Here is a 20,047-nt window from a genome sequence, read left to right on the forward strand (position 1 = left end):
CATAAAGGCCGATTTTCAGTGATTGGCTTTGCAGCAGGCAAAAAAACGCCCCTGAACAGGGGCGGGAAGGTTTCACTGCGATAAAGCAAGGGGTCACATCAGGCTGGGCAGCCAGAGTGAAATCTGCGGGATCAGCGCGATAATCAGCATGCTGATCAGCATGGTTGCCAGGAACGGCAGCATCGCTATGAACAGACGCCCCATGGGCAGGTTCGCTGCGGTCATGGCGATATACAGGCCAGGGCCCACCGGCGGTGTCACCAGTCCAACCAGGGTGGCCAGGCTGATGATTACGCCGAAATGGATAGGATCGATCCCGTAGGAGACCGCAGCTGGCAGGATGATCGGCACGATAACGATCATCACGCTGATGCTCTCCAGGAACATGCCCAGCAGGATCACCAGCAGGTAAACCAGCATCAGGAACATCACCGGTGAATCGGTGAGCCCCGTGATGTACTCGACCATCATGTCCGGCACGCCCTCGAACGACAGCGCCCAGCCAAAGACCGAGGCGATACCGATCAGGCCGGTGATGGTCGCGGTATTGATCGCCACCGAGCCGAACATCTGCGGCAGGTCACGCAGGGCGATCGCCTTGTAGACGAACTTGCCAAGCAGGAACGACAGAATCGAGGCGATGGCGCCCGCTTCGGTGGGCGTCATTACACCGGAGATGATGCAGACGATCACCACGGCGGGGATAGCCCCCGGCAGCAGGCCGCCGATCAGATCTTTTTTCAGTGTCTCACGATGGCGGATTTCCCCCTTGGGCAGTCCCTTGGTGAGGCCGGTGATAAAGATCACGATGGCAAAGCCGGCGATGATCACCAGGCCTGGCAGGATACCGGCGATAAACAGCGCGGAGATCGGCTGATAGGCCACTACGCCATAGATGATCATCAGCATCGACGGCGGAATAATCGGGCCCAGCAGGCCGCCCGCCATGGTGACCGCGGCGGAGAACTCCTTGTTATAGCCCTTCTCCACCATGGTCGGCACCATCAGCCGGCTCATCACCGAGATCTGCGCCGTGGCGGAACCAAGGATCGATGCAGCCATGGCGTTGGTGAGCAGGTTCACATAGGCCAGACCACCGCGAAAACCGCCGACGAACACCTCGGCGGCGTTCATCAGTCGGCTGGTCAGCCCACCCTTGTTCATCAGCTCGCCCACCAGCATAAACAGCGGAATCGCCAGCAGGCCGTTCTGGTTCAGCGAACCATAGAGCTGGATCGGTAGCGAACTCATCAGAATCGTCAGATCCGTCTGCCAGAGGAACACCAGCGTGCCCAGCAGCAGGGTGATAAAGATCGGCAGGCCGACCAGCAACGCCACAAAAAACGTCAGCGTGGTAATCATGCCTCACCTCCGGCGCCCTGGGTGTCTGTGCCCGTGGCGTCTGTATGCTGATAGGGGCGGAACAGGATCAGCTTGGCCAGCATATGCCAGGTCATGCAGTAGAAAGCACCTACCAGAATGGAGTAGTTGTACCAGCGCGGCAGCCCGGTGGTCGGCGAGATATCGGTCTTGATCTCCGGGCGCAGAATCCAGTCGGTGGCGTAGTAGCAGAAGATCACCAGCACCCCGAAGCCGACCAGCCGCAGAAGGAAGATCAGTGCATTCTGAATGCCCCGCGGCAACTGATCGATCAGGAAGTCGACCCGCACCAGCGAATCGGCAAAGGTGAGATAGCTGACACCGATAAACGTGGCCGAGATAAGAATCTGAACGGAGACTTCCTCAGCCCAGAACAGCGGACTGCTAAACAGATATCTCAGGAGAACCTGAGCGGAAAGGATGAGCGTAAGAGCCGCAATCAGGGCGATCAGCAACGTGAATTCGACACGCGCCACTCCCCTGTCGAGCCGTTCAATTAACTTGATCATGGCAATCCCTGCGGGCCCGGGCTGAGTTTTCGTCTCAGCGGGCCCGGTCTCTCGCTTTACTCGGTCTGAGCCTTGTAGAACTCAGCGATAGCTTCGTTGGAAGAGGTGTACTTCTGAACGATCTTGCCGGCCGCTTCACGCAGGGTGCTCTGGTCAATCTCATTCACGCTGACACCGGCATCCTTGAGCAGCTGCAGGTTGCTGACTTCCGCCTTGGCCTGCTGCTCGAAGCCCCAGGCTTCCGCTTCCTTGAAGGCGTCCATCACGGTCTGCTGCTTCTCGGCAGAGAGGCCAGACCACCATTTTTCAGACGCAACCACTACCGCCGGAAACGCCATATGGTTGGTCAGCGTCAGGTTAGGCGCCTGCTGGTACATCTTCAGACCGACCACGATATCCAGGTCCACATCGACACCGTCCAGCAGGTTGGTGGTCAGTGCGGAGGAGACATCAGCCAGCGGCAGTGCGGTGGGCGCAGCGCCCAGTTCAGACCACCAGTCGTTGAAGACCGGGTTCGGGAAGGCACGGACCTTTTTGTTCTCGAACGATTCGATGCTGGTCAGCGGCTCGGCGGAGAGCACATGACGCATACCGGCCATGGCGTAGCCCAGGCCCACCATTTTGTATTCTTTCAGATCTTCCAGCATCTGCTGGGCTTCCGGCGAATGGGTCGCGGCAGCGGCTTCGCTGACGTTGTTGAAGGTGTACGGCAGGAACCAGGCGTTCATCGGCTCATAGCGATTGGCGACAGAGCTGGCCGTGAGGATCGCCAGCTGCAGACCACCGGACTGGAGCAGGTCGATCATCTGATCCGGGCCGCCGAGTTTGCCAAGCGGGAAGATCATCATTTTGTCGTCGCCGTCGGTGGCCGCTTTAAGGTTGTCATTAAAGCGTTCTGCCACCTTGTGCCAGATATGGCTCGGCGGGGTCACATGGCCCAGACGCAGGGTTTCGGCCTGGGTCGCGGCGCTGGTCAGCAGGGTTCCACCGAGGGCCATACAGGAGATCAGTTTCTTGATAGTCAGCATCACAAAACCTCGTTGTTGTTCTGTTTCTTATGGTCTGCGAGTCTTCGCGCGAGCATAGAAAGGGCGCCGGTTGCGGGGTCAGCACCGGCGCGAACTGCTAATGATTTGGAACTGCAGCGCTTACTTGTTAATGGTCAGCGCGATCTCGCCTACACCTTCGATGCTGCCGGTGATCTTGTCGCCGGCAACAACCGGGCCCACACCTTCAGGGGTGCCGGTGTAGATGATGTCGCCCGGCTGCAGGTGGTAGAACTTGGAAAGGTGCTCGATGATCTCGCGCACGTTCCAGATCAGCAGGTTCAGATTGGATGACTGCTTGGTTTCACCGTTAACGGCCAGCTCGATTTTGCCTTCGGTGACGATACCGGTCTGGGCTACAGGTACGATCGGAGACAGGATCGCAGACTCTTCGAAGTCCTTGCCCAGATCCCAGGGACGACCGGTTTCGCGCGCTTTCAGCTGCAGGTCACGGCGGGTCATATCCAGACCACAGGCGTAACCCCAGATCAGGTCGTCCGCATCTTCCTGGGACACTTCAAAACCGGCTTTACCGATGGCGACCACGAACTCCATCTCATAGTGGTAGTTCTCGGTCTGAGGCGGGTAATCGATAGCCGCACCAGATTCAACCAGGTAGGCCGGATGCTTGTTGAAGTAGAACGGCTCCTGCTTGCTCTTATCCACAGCCACGCCCATTTCAGCGGCGTGGGCCAGGTAGTTACGGCCGACGCAGAAGATGCGGTTAACCGGGAAGGTCTCATCGGAACCCTGGATCGGGGCCAGTACCGGAGCGGGAACGGGGAATACTGTGTTAGCCATGATCTGTCTCTCTTAATTCTTGCTGTTGTATGGGCTGTATAAGTTGGGTCGTTGAGTAGCGTGCAACGGGCCCCGGCCTCGGCCGGGGCGGCTATCAGAAGATGCCGAGATACTGGTGCAGCGGCGCTTCATCGGCGGTGATAAAGAACGCAGGCTCAGTGCCCGAGGCGTTGCTCAGGGTGATATCGCTGTAACCCGGCGCGCTGAGCGTGTCTTTCTCCACCCAGCTGAGTGCTTCTCCGCCATCCACCTGGAAGGAACCGGCGCCTTCCACCGCGTGGAAGATGCAGGCGGTGGTGCGCTTGGGCAGGGTGAGGGTCTCGCCCGGGCGCAGCATGATGGCGCCGAAGCCTATGCTCGGGAACAGGCTGGTGCCGGTCTCAGGGTTCACGTAGCTGATGCGTAGCAGACCTTCGGCGTAATCCGCAGCCATTTCGGTGAGACAGGCGCGGGTCTTACTCCAGGGGTAGCGCAGCATCGGCGCATCGGTGTTCTCACGCTGGAAGTTCAGGTTCGGTACCACGCCGGCGGCGCTGTAATCGGCAAAGGATTTGTCCCGCGCCTTAACATCCTGCTGCGGCTGGCCTTCCATCGCCCAGGAACCTTCCAGCGAGTAGATCAGCGGCAGATCGAGCACATCCAGCCAGACGATGGGGCCTTCGCCCTCGTGGTGATGTTCATGCCATTTACCGGCCGGGGTCAGTATCAGATCACCGCGATCCATGCGGCAGGGCTCACCATCCACGGTGGTGTAGGCGCCCTCGCCTTCGACGATGATGCGCACCGCGTTAGGGGTATGGCGGTGGTTTGGCGCAGTCTCGCCCGGCAGGATCAGCTGCAGGCCCAGGTAGATACTCGGCGTTGCCTGCATGTTGGTAAGGCCGTGACCCGGATTGGCCAACACCAGCACGCGGCGCTCCGCTTTCTCCATCGGCGTCAGTTCACCGGCCTTGATCAGCAGCGGACGTACCTGCTCGTAGCGCCAGTTGAGGGTCTGCGTTTTGCGGGTCGGAACACCGTAGGGCAGCACCGCACGCATGCTCGGCCACAACGGCACGAGGTTCAGGTCGGTAAGGTCGTCACGGTATTCCTGTGGAAGCTCTTCCAGTGTGCCCAGAGACTGCATCGTTATTATCCTCGTCTTGGGTTGGTCGTTATCTTTTAAGGTACTTTCTAATTCTGCTAATCGGGGTTATCAGCCGATACTTTCCTGTCAAACGATATAGTCGGGCTGATTTTCCGGTGCAGCCTCTTTGAACGCTGGCTGCTTCAGGCAGTGTCCGTAAATCGCCATCACCCGCTTGTAGGGGCTCAGGTCGCAGCCGAAGCGCGAAGCGTTGGCCACCTGGGGTACCAGGCAGCAGTCCGCCAGGGTCGGCTCGTCACCAAAGCAGTAGGGGCCGCTGCCGTGGCGTTCCAGCAGTTTTTCCGCAGCAGCAAAGCCTTCGGCGATCCAGTGGGCGTACCACTCTTTTTTCTGCGCCTCGTCGGCACCCTGGTTCTTCACCAGGTAACCGAGAATGCGCAGGTTGTTCACCGGGTGCATGTCGCAGGCGATCAGGTTGGAGAGTTCCAGTACCCGCGCCTTGGCCAGGACACCCTGCGAAATCAGACGGCAGCCTTCATGGGTGTCATCCAGATACTGAATGATCGCCATGGACTGGCTCAGGGACACGCCGTTATCGTCCACCAGCACCGGTACACCCTTGGCCGGGTTGACCTGCTGGTAATCCTCACTGCGCTGATCGCCGGCACGCAGGTTGATACCCTGGTAGTCGTAGCTCAGCCCTTTGAGCGCCATCGCGATACGCACGCGGTATGAGGTGGAACTGTTAAAGAAACTGTAAAGCTGCATCTGGCTTTCCTGTGGTTCGTTGCTTTATAGCGATGGAGCCATTATTGTCGAGCCGACCTATATCGACTAATGATATATAAGCATGCTCCCATACCATTTTTGACATGGGTAACATCATGGACTGGACACGACATATACGCCTTAAACATCTGCCGCTGCTGATCACCCTCGGTGATACCGGCAGCCTCAGTGAAACCGCACGGTTGACCTACACGACGCAGCCTTCGCTGTCGCGCTGGCTGAAAGAGCTGGAAGAGGACGTGGGCGGCGAGCTGTTCGAGCGTCACGCCCGGGGCCTCAGACCAACGGCACTGGGGCAGATGCTGATCGCCCATGCACGCAGGATTCAGACCGAGGTGGAGCGCGCGCAGCAGAACATCGAGGCGGTGCATGAGGGCGCCGCCGAAAGCGTGGCGATCGGCACCTCCCCCGCTTCTGCGCCGAGTTTTGTACCGGCGGCCATCGCCCGTTTTCTCGAGCTGCACCCACGCTCCAAGGTGCAGGTGCAGGAGAACACCATGAACACCCTGCTGGCCAAGCTGAAGCTGGGCGAACTGGATGTGGTGGTGGGTCGGCTGGACAACTATCGCCCCTCGCTGGAGTTTCGCAGCGAGCAGCTTTACGACGAGCGCATCAGGGTGGTGTCGCGCCTGAGTCACCCGCTGGCCCAGCGCGGCAAGGTCAGCTGGGACGATCTTTACGAGTACGACTGGATCGTCTGGCCGGACGGCACCCCGATCCGCACCAAACTGGATGCAGCGCTGACCCGGGCCGGGCGAAAACCGCCCAACTACCGGGTAGAGTCCACCTCCCAGGTGGGTAACCTCTGGCTGCTGCAATACACCGATATGATCTCTGTCGCTTCGGAGCGCGTAGCGAATCATTTCAACGACCGTGGTCTGATGGAGCCGCTGGATATCGATATCGACAGCGACGAAGGCTCGGTGGGCATGTGCTGGCGTGAAGATGTGCAGGATGAACCCACCCTGGTGGATCTGCTGAACAGCTTCAGGGAGTCCACCCGCTTTATCTGAGGGCGGACTTTCCTGCGTTATCTGCAGAAGCTCTCACTCCGAGAACAGCTGGAATAGCAGGTTACGCAGCCAGATATTGCCGGTGTCCTGGTGGAAGCGCCGGTGCCAGAACAGGTTGATCTGCGCCGACGGCAACTCGACTGGATGTGGATGGGCCACCAGCCCCAGCTTGTCGGCGGTCTGTAGCGCAAGCTTCTCTGTGACTGTGGCGACCAGGTCGGTCTCGGCGACGATATAGGGGGCCGACATAAAGTTGGGCAGTTTCAGTCTCACGATTCGATTAACACCACTGCGCTTGAGCAGTTCTTCGATCCGGCCGTGGCCGGTTCCACGCGCCTCGATCACGATATGCTGCGCTTCGGAAAAGCGCTCCAGCGTCAGCTCCCCCTGCGCCAGCGGGTGATCCCGGCGCATCAGGCAGACATAGTCCTGATCGAACAGTCGGCGCTGGTAGAAACCCGCCTCCAGCTGCGGCAGCAGTCCCACCGCCAGATCCACAGCCCCCGCGCCCATCTCCTCGTTCAGGGAACGACCGGTATCGCGCACGGTGCTGATTGAGATCTGCGGCGCATGCTGCGCCAGGTAGGAGATCAACCGGGGCAGCAGGTACATCTCCCCCAGGTCGGTCATGGAAATACAGAAGGTACGATCACTTTTCGCAGGGTCGAAACGCTCTTCAAAATTGAGCCCGTCCTGCAGGGTACTGAGGGCATAGCCGACGGATTCGGCGATATTGTCGGCATAGGGTGTGGGCCGCATCCCCCTGGCCGTGCGCTCAAAGAGTTCATCGTTGAGCACCTTGCGCAGTCGCGCCAAAGCGTTGGAAACGGCGGGCTGGGACAGTCCCAGCTGTTCGGCCACCGCGCCTGTCTTGCGTTCCCGGTACATCAGCTGAAACACGATCAGCAGATTCAGATCGATATCCTGCAACCGAACCATCGTTCACCTCACACCATTTTTATTATTAGTTTCGTGAATAATGTGTATTCCGGATCTTTTATATCTGAATAACACTCCCCTGCCTATAGTGATTTCCACGTCATCAACGAGCCATAGTTACGGAGCGATGGACGATGGAAGTGCGTATAAAACCAATAAACAAGACGCTTACCGCCGCCACCGGCACCAGCCTGCTGGACCTGCTGCGCGATAATGAAGTACCCGTGTCGTACAGCTGTCTCTCCGGCCGCTGCGGCACCTGCCGCTGCAAAGTAATTAGCGGCGAAGTGAAAGGTCCGATCGCTGCCGAGGGCCGTCTGGCCAGCAACGGCCAGTATGTTCTCGCCTGTCAGAGTTCTGTGGAAAGCGATTGCGAGATCGAGATTCCAGAACCGGATGAAGTGATCATCCACCCCACTAAAACACTCAAGGCTGAAGTCACCGCCTTTGATGTGCTGGCTGACGATGTTCGCCGGCTACGCCTGAAAACCGCCAAGCCGCTGGAGTACTCGCCGGGCCAGTACGCCAACCTGACCTTCTGGAAAGAGGGCACCCGCGCTTACTCCATGGCGGGGCTGGCAGAGGATAACGAGCTGGAGTTCCATATCCGCCTGGTCCCCGGTGGCCGCGTGACCTCCCAGCTGGATGAGAATATCAAGGTGGGCGCCAAGCTGAAGCTGAATGGCCCTCTGGGCGCCTCTTACCTGCGCCGAAAACATGAAGGCCCGATGCTCTGCATCGCCACCGGCACCGGCCTTGCGCCGATCCTCTCGATCCTGCGTGGGGCGCTGGAATCGGGCATGCAGAACGATATCCACCTGCTGTTCGGCGCCCGTACCGAAGCAGATCTTTACGGTCTCAACTACCTGAACACCCTGGCCGCCGACTTCCCCAACTTCAACTACCAGATCTGCCTGAGCCACACCGGTGAGCACAAGCAGTACCGCCTGGGACTGGTCACCGATGTGCTGGCCGAAGACTTCCCCGACCTCAGCGACTGGCGCATCTATCTCGCCGGCGCACCGGCAATGGTGGAAGCCGCTTCACTGGCAGCCACCAGGCGCGGCGCCGATATGGATCACATCTACGCAGACGCGTTTTATCCCAGCGGAGTCTGAACACCCGGTTCAGCCCCCGCAAAAAGACACAGACAATAACGATAAGAAGGTAAACAAGATGAGCAACGAGACTCACATCCCGATGCGTCCGGTCTGGGATCAGCCGGATACAAGTCGCATTCCCTTCAAGGTTTACACCGATGAACAGACCCACCAGAAGGAGCTGGAGAAGCTGTTCTACCAGAACCACTGGTGCTACGTGGGTCTGGAAGCCGAAATCCCCGAACATGGTGACTTCAAGCGCACCGTCATCGGCGAACGTTCCGTCATCATGGTGCGCGGCGCCGATGGCGAGATCAACGTGGTCGAGAACGTCTGCGCACACCGCGGCATGCGTTTCTGCCGCAAGAAGCACGGCAACGCCAAAGAGTTCGTCTGCCCCTACCACCAGTGGAATTACGACCTGAAAGGCAACCTGCAGGGCGTACCTTTCCGCCGCGGCGTGAAGCAGGACGGCCAGGTCAAGGGCGGCATGCCGAAGGACTTCAAACCCGCCGATCACGGCCTGACCCAGCTGCGCGTGGCCCAGCGTGGCGGTGTGGTGTTCGCCACCTTCGATCAGGAAGCGGAATCCTTTGAGGATTTCGTCGGTCCGGAGATGCTGCACTACTTCGACCGCATGTTTAACGGCCGCAAGCTCAAGCTGCTCGGTTACAACAAGCAGCGTATTCCCGGTAACTGGAAACTGATGATGGAAAACATCAAGGATCCCTACCACCCGGGCCTGCTGCACACCTGGTTTGTCACCTTCGGTCTCTGGCGCGCCGATAACCGCTCCGAGCTGAAGATGGACAAACATCACCGTCATGCAGCGATGATCTCCACCCGTGGCGAAGGCGGCAAGAACGCCCAGACCACCGGCGTCAGCAGCTTCAAGGAAGAGATGAAGCTGCACGATCCGCGCTTCCTCGATGTGGAAGTGGAACCCTGGTGGAACGGCCCCACAGCCGTGATGATGACCCTGTTCCCCAGCGTCATCCTGCAGCAGCAGGTCAACAGCGTCAGCACCCGTCATATCCAGCCCAACGGCCACGACTCCTTCGACTTCGTCTGGACCCATTTCGGTTACGAGGACGATACCGAGGAGATGACCGAGCGCCGCCTGCGCCAGGCCAACCTGTTCGGCCCGGCCGGCTTTGTCTCCGCCGATGACGGCGAGGTGATCGAGTTCTCCCAGGAGGGTTTTGAGCAGAAGCCGTTCCACCGCTCCCTTGCGGAACTGGGTGGCCGCGAGATCGGCGATACCGACCACATGGTGTCGGAAACACTGATCCGGGGCATGTATGAATACTGGCGCAAGCAGATGGAGGACTGAGTGATGAATATGGAGATCTACCTGCAACTGACACAGTTCTACCAGGAATACGCCGCCAACGTGGATGCCGCGGAGTGGGACAGCTGGATAGAGATGTTCACCGAAGATTGCACCTACCGCATCCAGGCGCGTGAGAACCACGAGCGCAATCTGCCGATGGCGGCGCTGTCGCTCGAAGGCAAAGGGATGCTGAAGGACCGTATTTACGGCATCACCGAAACCATCTTCCATGACCCGTACATGCAGAACCATGTGGTATCGGCACCGCGCATCAAGTCACTGACGCCCGAGCTGATCGATTGCGAGGCCAACTATGCCGTGTTCCGCACCAAGAACGACGGCATCGCCCAGGTGTTCAATGTGGGTCGTTACATCGACCGCATCCGCAATACCCCGGATGGCCTGAAGATCGAGTCACGCATCTGCGTGTTCGACAACGACATGATTCTCAACTCACTGATCTACCCGATCTGAGCATCGGCCGGAGGTATTTATGAGCGACAACTGGATCAAGGTGACCGCACTGGACGAGATCCCCGATGACGATGTGATCGGCGTCTCCGTCGAAGGCCGCCAGATCGCCCTCTACAAATACGAGGGCGAGGTGTTCGCCACCGATAACGTCTGCACCCACGGCCAGGCGCTGCTCAGCGATGGTTTCCTGGAGGATGGCGAGATCGAGTGTCCGCTGCACCAGGGCCGTTTCTGCATCAAGAGCGGCAAAGCGATGTGCGACCCGCTCACCGAAGACGTGCGCACTTACGACACCCGTGTCGATGGCGAGGAGGTCCTGTTGCTGATCGGCTGATCGCGGCCTCTGATAGCGAACAACCAAGAGAGAACGCTCAAAAGAGATCCTTTGATAGAGAACCGCAGCGATATAACAAGAAAGACTCTGGAGAATAATAATGAAACGCACAGTTCTTACCGCCCTAGCCGGCCTGTCTCTGACCCTCGGTGCCAACCTGGCCTCCGCCCAGATGCTCTCATTCGCATCACCACCCCAGGGCTCGGTGTGGAACACCATGAGTACCGCCATGGCCAACGTGGCCCGTTCCGAACAGAACATCAACGCGCTGGTGCAGCCGTTCAGCGGTAACCGCGCCATGATGGATGCGGTGGACCAGGGCATGGCCGAGTTCGCCATCAATGACGTTAACGATGTGATCGTCGCCGTGCGCGGCGAAGAGGACTACAACGACCGCCAGCGCAAGAATCTGCGCGTGGCGCTGCGCATCAGCCCGCAGCCGATCGGCATTTTCGTACGCGAAGACTCGGGTATCGACAGCATCGCTGATCTCAAGGGTAAAAAGGTCGCCGGCGGCTGGAATGCCTTCCCGCTGGGTCGCCCACACATGGCGGCGATGCTCGCCACCGGCGGTCTCGGTTGGGACGATGTGGACCAGGTGCCGGTCCCTGACCTGATCCGCGCCGCCGACGCCCTCTCTTCCGGACGTCTCGACGCCACCTACTTCGCCGTAGGCGGCCCGAAAGTGGCCGAGGTTGATGCTTCAGTCGGCGGGGTGAAATTCCTGCCGGTAGCCTCCGACGACACCGCCAACGCAGCGATGGCCAAGATCCGTCCGGCGTTCTACTACTCCGTGGTCAATCCCGCTCCGCACTATGCCGGCGTCGAAAAGCCGATCGAAATGGTGACCTGGGATAACGTGCTGGTGGTGGGTGCTAACGTTTCCGATGAACAGGTTTACCAGATGGTTGCCGCGGTGCTGGAGAACAAGGAGAAGCTCATCGAACTGTTCCCCGGCTTCAGAAACCTGACCGTGGATACCCCGCACAAAAGTTACCCCTCCCTTGAGTATCACCCGGGCGCCGTGCGCTACTTCAAGGAAAAGGGACTCTGGCAAGAGTAATCAGTTGCCGTCAGGAGGTCTGTCATGAGTGATCATGTATCCGTTCATGAACCCAAGGCACTGAAAGCGACAAGGACCCTGCTCGGGTCTCTTATCGCCATTGCCGCTATCGCTTACGCATCCGATCTGTTCAGCCGTATCGGTCTGGCGATCTATACCGAGCAGTACCTGGCGGTGGTGCTTGGCACCAGCCTGGCGCTGGTGTTCCTCAAACCCCAGGCAAATCCAGCCCGGCGTGGCATGGATGCCTGCGTAGCCGTTGTCGCCTTTATCGCGGGCCTGTATCTGGCGGTACAGTACCCGATGCTGGTGGAGCGACAGCTGGATATGCCTCCGGCGGCACTGGCGCTTTCCGGCCTGTTTTTCGTGCTGGTACTGGAAGGGCTGCGCCGCGTCATCGGCATCACGTTGGTGATCGTAGTGCTGGCGTTTCTCACCTTCGCCCTGGTGGGGCATAACTTCTCAGGGCCCTTGCAGACCCGGCAGATCGATCTGGACCGGCTGATGGTCTACGTGGGTATCGATACCAACGGCATGCTGGGCCTCACCCTCAGCGTGGCCGCTACCATCGTTATCGGATTCGTGCTGTTCGGCCAGTTGCTGCTGCGCTCAGGCGGCGCCGACTTCTTCAACGATATGGCGTTGACACTGATGGGCCGCTCCAAGGGCGGCTCCGGCAAGATCGCCACCATCGCCTCAGCGCTGTTTGGTTCCATCTCCGGTGTGGTGGTCTCCAATATCGTCGCCACCGGCGTGGTGACCATCCGCATGATGAAACAGGGCGGCTTCAAACCGCAGACCGCCGCTGCCATCGAAACCGTGGCCTCCACGGGCGGGCAGATCATGCCGCCGGTGATGGGTGCCGTGGCGTTCCTGATGGCGGAGTTCCTGCAGATCAGCTACTCCGAAGTGGTACTGGCGGCGCTGGTGCCGGCGATCCTCTACTACGCCTCGCTCTATATCCAGGTGGATCTGGAAGCGGCCAAGGAGGAGATCAAAAAGATCGATCCGGCACTTATTCCGCCGAAAAAGCAGGTATTCAGCCAGGGCTGGATCTTTGCCATCCCCTTCGCAGGCGTAATCGGCGCCCTGTTCTTCTTCAACCTGAGGCCGGAAACCGCCGCCCTCTGGGGGGCACTCGGTGCGCTGATCGTAGGTCTAGTGCGTGGCTATAACGGCAAACGCATGGGGCTGGCCGATATCCGCGATGCGCTGGCTGAAACCGGTCACTCCATCGTCGATATCATCATGATCGGCGCAGCGGCTGGCTTTATTATCGGCATCCTCAACGTCACCGGTCTCGGCTTCGGCCTGACCTACGCGCTGGTACAGCTCGGCCAGGGCAACCTGTTCCTGCTGTTGGTGATCGCCGCTGCGGTCTGCATCGTGCTCGGCATGGGTATGCCCACCGTGGGTGTATATCTCCTGCTGGCGGTACTAGTCGCACCCTCGCTGGTGCAGGTGGGCGTAGAACCGATCGCCGCACATCTGTTCATCTTCTACATGGGCATGATGTCGATGATCACGCCGCCGATCGCCATCGGTGCGTTCTTCGCCGCGAGTATCGCCAAGGCGGACCCGATAAAGACCTCGTTTACCGCCATGCGTCTGGGCTGGACCGCGTACATCATCCCCTTCCTGTTCGTCACCTCACCGGCACTGCTGCTGATCGGTGATCCCATGTCGATCGCGGTATCGGTGGTCTCGGCACTGGTGGGTGTCTGGGCCGTATCAGTGGGTTTTGTGGGCTACCTGGGCCACAAGCGTAAACCGGCGGCACGGCTGGCGTTCATGATCGCCGGCGCCCTGTTCCTGGTGCCGCTACCGGGAGAAACCGAACTGCTGATCGGCGCCCGCCTGGCGGGGCTGGTGATCCTGGGCCTGCTGATCGGTTTCTCCTGCTCGGCCAAGGGCCGGCTGGCGGTACGCACCGAGTAGTCATCAGAAAAAAGTCCTAGCAGAGAAAGAGCAATCCCTGCGAAAAGGCGTCTAAACAGCGCCAAACAAAAAACCCGGCCTCAGCGCCGGGTTTTCTTTTGTCTAAAGCTGCACTCAGCCTGCTTCTGTTCGGGCCAGGTAATGAGCAAAGCGGTGAATCCCCGGGCCGCTGATAAACGAGATTACCCCAGCCGCGGGCCAGGCCAGTATCCAGGCGTGCATCCAGTAATCGAGAAAGCCCTCGATCAGCCCCACGTTAAGAAACGTGACCCAGGCGGACATAAAAAAGGTCAGCACCAGCGACATCAGGATCGCAAACAGAATCCGGTGCTTCATAGCAAGATTCATAGACAGCTTCATCGAAAGTCTCCTATCCGGTTAATCGATGCACCCAGCCTATGCGATTGCATATTTAGCGAACATACCGATAATCGTTAGCACTGTTTGCATTTTTGAGAAGCTGAAGCCCGAACACATGCTGGATAACCTGCGTATTTTTATCGCCGCCGTGGAAAAGGGCAGCCTCAGTGGCGCCGCTGCTGCACTTGAAATGACGATCGCCACCGTATCCCGGCGCGTCAGCGAGCTGGAGAAGAGCCTGGGCTCGGAGCTGCTCCACCGCAGCAACCGGGGGTTGAGCCTTACTCCGGCGGGACAGCGCTATTACGATGAATGCGCCGCCTATATCCGCGAGGTGGAAACCCGCCTGGCCGATCTGGATGCCTCACTGAATGAGCTGGCCGGGGGCCTTCGCATCTGCGCGCCGCGCAATATCGGCAGCGGCCCTCTGGATCTGTTCTGGCAGCAGTTCGTAGCCCGTTATCCCCAGATCTCGCTGAGCCTGAACCTGGTCGACCCCAGCGCCGATATGACCGACGCCCGCGCCGATCTGAATATCTGTTCCGGCGAGCAGAAGAGCTCGGGTCTGATCCAGAAACATCTCGGCTCGATAACACCGGTGCTGGTGGCGGCACCTCAGGGACCTCAGCCTGAAACGCTCGACACCCTGGCCGAGGCACCGACCATCGCCGCCGATATTTTCAGTGACTGGACGCTGCACAACGCTGGGCAGACCTCTCCCATTAATAAACAGCATCAGCATCTCAGCAACGATATGTCGGTGACCCTGAACCTGGCCAAGGCGGGTGCCGGCGTTGCCCTGCTGCCGTTGAGCCTGGTGCATGACGCCCTGGCTGACGGCAGCCTGGTGCGAGTAATGCCCGAGTGGAGCGGTGCCGACCGGCCGATCTACCTGATCTGGCCCTATCAACGCGCCCTGTCGATTCGCGCCCGGGTGTTCCGGGATGCGTTAATCGACTTCCTGCGTGAACAGCGCTGGTTCAATAACGCGCCAGGCCTTTGAGCCAGGCGTCTACGGCTCGGCGGCAACTCCCTTAACGCCATACAGCCGTTGCATATTTACCGCCAAAAATCGATCGTCACGTTCTATTGGTTCGCTCCCGGCAACAGTGGCGTTGCAGAGTTTCGAATTGATTCTTTTCTGCCGATCAGAAAAAATATCAACAGTTGTTGATTTAATTCCCCTGCATCACTGACACCGATAACCCAATACTCCAGACCCTATGACCGAGCAACAGAAGTCTGCCGCACCGCGTCGGCGGGGTCGGCGCAGCAGCCAGGATATCTCCGGCCGCGAAGCGCTGATCCACGCGGCGATCCGCGCCTTTGCCCAACGGGGTTATGAGGGTGCAAGCCTGCGCATGATCGCCCGCGAGGCCCAGGTTGATGTGGCGCTCTGCGCCAGGCTGTTCGGTAACAAGGAGCAGCTCTGGCAGGCGGTTATCGCTCATCTTGCGGAGAAATTTGAATCGGATTATGCACACAGGCTTGCCGCACTGGAGAGCCTCAGTGAGCAATCGCCGCGACAGGCACTGGAGGGCTTTATCCGCCTCTATGCGGATATCTGCATGGCAACACCGGCGTTTACCGCCTTCCTGCTACAGGAGTCCAACGCCCACTCCCAGCGTCTTGAAATCATTATCGAGAAGCTGACCCGTCCACTGCTGCTACCCGCTCACGGCATCGTACGCAAAGCACAGGCGGCTGGCGTGGTCGCAGCCCGGGAGCCCGAGCTGTTTGTGCGTATGCTGACCTCGGCACTGGCGTTACCGATGACGACACCGGCGCTGCTGCCTGCACATACCCGAAGCGCGAGCAACCTGGAACAGCGCATTGTCGATGAAGTACTGAGTATTTTTCTGCTGCCCGAATCCGGCAACCCGCCGGTTTAAGTAGCCAGGTCCCTGGCTCTGTAGCGGGCTTTACACCCGACTTTTACAAGATTTAAACATTATGAACTCATCCATCAATAGACCCACTTTGGGGGCTAAAAGCCGCCTGTGGTTGGCGGGCCTGACCGCGGCGTTTGTGCTGGCAGGCTGCGCTTCACCGGAGGGGATTCACCCCCAGGCGGCGCTGACACAGCCCGAGGCCGTCGAGGGTGTCAGCCATCCGGCCGCAAACAGCGATAACTGGCCCAGCATCCGCTGGTGGCAGAGCTTTGCCGATCCGCAGCTCGACAAGCTGGTTGAACAGGCGATGCTGGATAACCCAACCCTGGAAGCCGCCGCCGCACGCATTCGCCGTGCTCAGGCCCAGGCTGGATTGACACTATCGCCCTCCGCCCCGCAGCTGAATGCCGACGTGAACGCCGGTATTCACGGCTGGCCCACCGATGATCACTACGGTCCCGGCGCCATGGCCGATACCGAAACCTGGGATAACCAGGCGATCCTCGGCTTCAGCTACGAGCTGGATCTGTTCGGCCGCCAGCAGGACCGCAAGCAGCGCGCCCAGCGGGATGTGGCCGTCAGCGAAGCCAGCGCCCGCGTGGTACAGCTGAACCTGACCGCCAACCTGATCCGCACCTATATCGCCTACGCGCTGAACTACGCCCAGCTGGACGTGCAGAAGTCACGCCTGGCGCAGCAGCACCAGATCGTCGATCTGACCCAAAAGCAGCTACAGGCGGGCATCGGCACTCGCTACGATCTGCAACAGGCCCGCGCCCAGCTTCCGGTGACCCAGCGCCGTATCCGCGCCCTGGAAGAAGCGATCGAGCTCAACCGCAATACGCTGGTCACGCTTGCAGCACGACCCTTAAGTGAAGCGCCCGAGCTGATCCGGCCCAGCCTGCTGCTGAACCGTCAGCTGAGCCTGCCCAGCGATCTGCCGCTGGAGTTGATCGGCCGCCGTCCGGACCTGGTGCTGAGCCGCTGGCAGATCGCCTCCCAGGCCAGCGCCGTAGATATGGCGCGCACCGACTTCTATCCCAACATCAACCTGGTGGCGAGCCTGGGCCAGGTGCTGACCAACGGCGCTCTTAATGATTGGGCCGATGCCGAGCGTCGCACCTTTACCGCAGGACCTGCGCTGTCACTGCCGATCTTCGATGGCGGCGCCCGTCGTGCCCGCCTTGGTATCGCCGCGGCCGAATATGACGAGGCGGTGCAGCAGTATAACGACACCCTGAGGCACGCCCTGCAGGAGGTCAGCGACCAGCTGATCCGCCAGCGCTCGGCCAAGGATCAGTCGGAGCTGGCGGACCTCGCGGTACAGCAGGCGGAACAGGTGTACGACACGGCGGAAAAAGCGTTTCAGCGCGGGCTGACCGACTACCTGCATGTGCTGGACGCCCAGACCCGACTGCTCGACCAGCGCATCGCCCGCGAACAGATCCACGCACAGCTGCTCCGTGTGCAGGCAGACCTGGCCCTCTCCCTGGGCGGTGGCGTGCAGTTCATAGCGCAGCCAGACGATGAACAGCTGACGCCAGCTCGCGTAGAAGTCAGTGCAGAGATCAGTGCACCATGAGTACGTTAAGCAAGGAACTGTTCAGCCGGGAGGCACACCGCAGCGCATTCCTAAACTGGCGCCTGGGCAACGGCAGCGGCTGGCTCTATGTAGCCAAGGTGCTGCTGGCGATGAGCCTGGCCTACTACGCCTCGATGATCCTGGAGCTGCCGCACACCCGTTCGGCGGCGCTGACCGTGTTGATCGTGATGCAGCCGGAAGCGGGACAGGTACTGACCAAGAGTATCTTCCGTCTGATCGGCACCCTGTTCGGTCTGATCGCCATGCTGACGCTGGTGGCGCTGTTTCACCAGCAGCCGCAGATGTTCATCCTCGGCACCGCGCTCTGGTGCGGTGTCTGTGTTGCCGGCGCGGTGCACTACCGCGATATGCGCTCCTACTCTTTCCTGCTGGCCGGTTACACCGTCGGCATGATCGGCGTGCCCGCGGCGATCACCCCCGATGCGGCGGTGAACCTGGCGGTGGGCCGGATGCTGGCGGTGGTGATCGGCATCATCTGCGGTGGCGTGGTCAGTGCGGTGATCTTTCCACGGGAAACCGCTGGCTCCATGCGCAATCAGCTGGTCAGCCGGGTCGGTCGCCTCTGCGGTTTCGCTCGCGCATCGCTGCTCGGTACGCTGGATCGCGACAGCCGCAACGCCCGCGGCCGCGCCCTGGCGGCGGAGAGTGTCTCGATTGAGGTGCTGCGCCAGGCCGCCACGGTAGAGAACCTGCAGTTGAAGCAGAAGAACCCGCTGCTGAAGGCACTGAACCGCCAGTACATGGCGATGGGAACACGTCTGCACTCCATCGGCCGCCTGCTGGAGCAGCTACGCAGCAGAGCCGAAGAGTCACAAGCCGAGGCCACTCTTCTTGCCCGGGTCGAACCTGTCGCTGCGCCTTTGCTGGAGCTGATGCAACGGCTGGAGAAAGCACCACCCCAGCCACAGGTTGCCGGCCAGCTGTTACGTGAGTTCGAACTGATCGAAGCCACTCTTAAGCAGAATATCCGCGATACCCGCGCCGATCTGCGCCAGCAAGTTACCGACCAGGAAGCGATGGAGCGTTTCGATACCCTTGTCGAACTGATGGTGCGCTTTGCCGAGCAGCTCGGCCAGTACCTGCGCGACTACAGCCGCCTGGACGATGAAAAGGTGCCGGAGTTCGACACGCAGTACACCGGCTTTCGCTCGCACACCAACCCGCTTTACGCCGTCACTACCGGCGCCCGTTCTGCACTGGTGATTCTGTTTGTGGCCTGGTTCTGGATCACCAGCGGCTGGGAGAGCGGCACCATGTCGATCCAGAACGCGATTATCGCCGCGGTGCTGACATCGACCGTACCCAACCCGAACAAGATGGCCCAGTCCGTGGCACAGGGCGCCATAGTCGGTTGTATCGTAGGCTTTATCGTCAGCTTTTTCGTGCTGCCCTATGTGGATGGTTTCCCGCTGATGATGGCCGCCATTGCGCCGGTATTCATCATGGGTGCCTGGATGAGCCTGTCGCCGCGCTGGGCAGGGCTTGGCTTTGGCTCGGTGGTGAACTTCTGCTTTGTGGCCTCGCCGGATAACCCGGCCAGCTTCCTGCCACAGCAGTTTGCCAACCAGTCGATCGCCAGTGTTGCCGGGTTCCTGATGTCATGCGTGTTGCTCGCCCTACTGTTTCCGCCGAGTGGACGCTGGCTGCATCGGGTGATGCTGCGTGATATGCGAGACCTGGCAGTAAAAGCGCTTACCGCTCCGCTGCCGGGGCTGGCCGCGCAACTGGATAGCCGCAGCCGTGACCTGCTCAACCAGACCTACAACATGTCTGGTGGCCAACCGCAGCAACAGCAGACCGCTCTGGAGTGGTGCTGCCATATCCAGGAAGTGGGCCATGCGGTGATCGAGCTGCGTACCCTGCTGCGCTCGGAAGCGCTCAATGACACAGACCCCGATGCTCCCTGGCGCCAGAGCCTGGACCAGATGGGACGGGCGCTGAGCCGGCTCTACATCAAGCCGGGCGCACGCAGCTTCGAGCGCGCTATGGAGCAGGTCGAACTGGCTATCGAGCAACTGCGTCCCGCGCTGGAGCCAGAGCAGGAACACTTTTCCAATTCACCGCGGCGCCAGCTGCTGAGCTACCTGCACTTTATCAAGGTCTCGCTGCTCGACCCGCAAGGCCCGCTCGCTATGTACCGCGAGCAGAACAACGCCACTTTAGAACAGGGAGTCGCCCATGCCGCGTGAGATCGCCTTTTACGGCTTCTATTTTCCGACCGTCACCGTGCTGTTTATCACCGCACTGCTGATTACCTGGGGTGTGGATCGCATCCTTGCCGGCACCGGCCTTTACCGCTGGGCCTGGCATCCCACCCTGTTACGTCTTGCCATCTATGTCGGCATCAGCTGCGCGCTGACGCTGCCTGTTTATCGCTGAGGTCCAC

The 20,047-nt window shown here is 60.0% G+C and carries 20 protein-coding genes; 12 read left to right on the forward strand and 8 right to left on the reverse strand.

The features are described from left to right. Window positions 1-93: 93 nt before the first annotated feature. The 6 genes from C4S72_RS13840 to maiA form a co-directional block, all read right to left on the reverse strand. The gene (locus tag C4S72_RS13840) at window positions 94-1,362 is read right to left on the reverse strand and encodes a TRAP transporter large permease (protein ID WP_104003729.1); all 1,269 of its coding nucleotides are present in this window, start codon (window positions 1,360-1,362) and stop codon (window positions 94-96) included. After that, window positions 1,359-1,889 (reverse strand): TRAP transporter small permease, encoded by a 531-nt coding sequence (locus C4S72_RS13845; protein WP_104003730.1) that lies wholly within the window; start codon window positions 1,887-1,889, stop codon window positions 1,359-1,361. The genes C4S72_RS13840 and C4S72_RS13845 overlap by 4 nt, the downstream gene beginning before the upstream one ends. 56 nt (window positions 1,890-1,945) lie before the next feature. Next, window positions 1,946-2,917 carry a TRAP transporter substrate-binding protein gene (locus tag C4S72_RS13850; protein ID WP_104003731.1) on the reverse strand — a complete coding sequence of 324 codons (972 nt, stop codon included), beginning with the start codon at window positions 2,915-2,917 and terminating at the stop codon, window positions 1,946-1,948. A gap of 120 nt (window positions 2,918-3,037) precedes the next feature. Next, on the reverse strand, window positions 3,038-3,736 hold the full coding sequence (locus tag C4S72_RS13855; protein ID WP_104003732.1) for a fumarylacetoacetate hydrolase family protein: 699 nt from the start codon (window positions 3,734-3,736) through the stop codon (window positions 3,038-3,040). A gap of 94 nt (window positions 3,737-3,830) precedes the next feature. Next, complete coding sequence (locus C4S72_RS13860; RefSeq protein ID WP_104003733.1) at window positions 3,831-4,862, reverse strand: cupin domain-containing protein; 1,032 nt, start codon at window positions 4,860-4,862, stop codon at window positions 3,831-3,833. Between the two features lie 87 nt (window positions 4,863-4,949). Continuing rightward, on the reverse strand, window positions 4,950-5,591 hold the full coding sequence (gene maiA / locus C4S72_RS13865) for a maleylacetoacetate isomerase (protein ID WP_104003734.1): 642 nt from the start codon (window positions 5,589-5,591) through the stop codon (window positions 4,950-4,952). A gap of 116 nt (window positions 5,592-5,707) precedes the next feature. Here maiA and C4S72_RS13870 point away from each other — a divergent pair, with 116 nt between their 5' ends. Then, entirely contained in the window at window positions 5,708-6,625 is a 918-nt protein-coding gene (locus C4S72_RS13870) for a LysR family transcriptional regulator (protein ID WP_104003872.1), read from the forward strand. A gap of 33 nt (window positions 6,626-6,658) precedes the next feature. On the opposite strand, the gene C4S72_RS13875 is transcribed toward C4S72_RS13870, so the two are convergent. Further along, window positions 6,659-7,564 carry a LysR family transcriptional regulator gene (locus tag C4S72_RS13875; protein ID WP_104003735.1) on the reverse strand — a complete coding sequence of 302 codons (906 nt, stop codon included), beginning with the start codon at window positions 7,562-7,564 and terminating at the stop codon, window positions 6,659-6,661. A 134-nt stretch (window positions 7,565-7,698) separates the two neighbouring features. Between C4S72_RS13875 and C4S72_RS13880 the strand changes: the two genes are divergently transcribed. The 6 genes from C4S72_RS13880 to C4S72_RS13905 all read left to right on the forward strand — a co-directional run bounded on the left by C4S72_RS13880 (window position 7,699) and on the right by C4S72_RS13905 (window position 13,806). Further along, window positions 7,699-8,682, forward strand: coding sequence for a 2Fe-2S iron-sulfur cluster-binding protein (locus C4S72_RS13880; RefSeq protein ID WP_104003736.1), 984 nt, complete (start codon window positions 7,699-7,701; stop codon window positions 8,680-8,682). A 58-nt stretch (window positions 8,683-8,740) separates the two neighbouring features. After that, a complete protein-coding gene (locus tag C4S72_RS13885) occupies window positions 8,741-9,997 on the forward strand; it encodes an aromatic ring-hydroxylating dioxygenase subunit alpha (RefSeq protein ID WP_104003737.1) in 1,257 nt (418 codons plus the stop codon). A 3-nt stretch (window positions 9,998-10,000) separates the two neighbouring features. After that, window positions 10,001-10,471: an aromatic-ring-hydroxylating dioxygenase subunit beta gene (locus tag C4S72_RS13890; RefSeq protein ID WP_200826767.1), complete on the forward strand. Its 471-nt coding sequence runs from the start codon at window positions 10,001-10,003 to the stop codon at window positions 10,469-10,471. A gap of 19 nt (window positions 10,472-10,490) precedes the next feature. Further along, window positions 10,491-10,805, forward strand: coding sequence for a non-heme iron oxygenase ferredoxin subunit (locus C4S72_RS13895; protein ID WP_104003739.1), 315 nt, complete (start codon window positions 10,491-10,493; stop codon window positions 10,803-10,805). Window positions 10,806-10,905: 100 nt separating this feature from the next. Further along, a complete protein-coding gene (locus C4S72_RS13900; RefSeq protein ID WP_104003740.1) occupies window positions 10,906-11,868 on the forward strand; it encodes a TAXI family TRAP transporter solute-binding subunit in 963 nt (320 codons plus the stop codon). 24 nt (window positions 11,869-11,892) lie between these two features. Next, window positions 11,893-13,806, forward strand: coding sequence for a TRAP transporter permease (locus C4S72_RS13905; RefSeq protein WP_104003741.1), 1,914 nt, complete (start codon window positions 11,893-11,895; stop codon window positions 13,804-13,806). A gap of 114 nt (window positions 13,807-13,920) precedes the next feature. Here the strand turns inward: C4S72_RS13905 and C4S72_RS13910 are convergent, their stop codons facing one another. Beyond that, window positions 13,921-14,166, reverse strand: coding sequence for a DUF2798 domain-containing protein (locus C4S72_RS13910; protein WP_235009145.1), 246 nt, complete (start codon window positions 14,164-14,166; stop codon window positions 13,921-13,923). A 115-nt stretch (window positions 14,167-14,281) separates the two neighbouring features. Here C4S72_RS13910 and C4S72_RS13915 point away from each other — a divergent pair, with 115 nt between their 5' ends. From C4S72_RS13915 to C4S72_RS13935, 5 genes are all read left to right on the forward strand, one after another. Continuing rightward, window positions 14,282-15,169: a LysR family transcriptional regulator gene (locus C4S72_RS13915; RefSeq protein WP_104003742.1), complete on the forward strand. Its 888-nt coding sequence runs from the start codon at window positions 14,282-14,284 to the stop codon at window positions 15,167-15,169. A gap of 220 nt (window positions 15,170-15,389) precedes the next feature. After that, window positions 15,390-16,058: a TetR/AcrR family transcriptional regulator gene (locus C4S72_RS13920; RefSeq protein ID WP_104003743.1), complete on the forward strand. Its 669-nt coding sequence runs from the start codon at window positions 15,390-15,392 to the stop codon at window positions 16,056-16,058. A 61-nt stretch (window positions 16,059-16,119) separates the two neighbouring features. Next, window positions 16,120-17,640, forward strand: a complete 1,521-nt coding sequence (locus tag C4S72_RS13925) for an efflux transporter outer membrane subunit (RefSeq protein ID WP_104003744.1) — start codon at window positions 16,120-16,122, stop codon at window positions 17,638-17,640. After that, window positions 17,637-19,850, forward strand: a complete 2,214-nt coding sequence (locus tag C4S72_RS13930; protein ID WP_104003745.1) for an FUSC family protein — start codon at window positions 17,637-17,639, stop codon at window positions 19,848-19,850. The genes C4S72_RS13925 and C4S72_RS13930 overlap by 4 nt, the downstream gene beginning before the upstream one ends. After that, window positions 19,840-20,040, forward strand: a complete 201-nt coding sequence (locus C4S72_RS13935) for a DUF1656 domain-containing protein (protein ID WP_104003746.1) — start codon at window positions 19,840-19,842, stop codon at window positions 20,038-20,040. Before C4S72_RS13930 ends, C4S72_RS13935 begins: the two co-directional genes overlap by 11 nt. Window positions 20,041-20,047: the final 7 nt, after the last annotated feature.

The sequence above is a fragment of the Marinobacterium lutimaris genome (genome assembly GCF_900108065.1).
GTDB lineage: Bacteria > Pseudomonadota > Gammaproteobacteria > Pseudomonadales > Balneatricaceae > Marinobacterium_D > Marinobacterium_D lutimaris.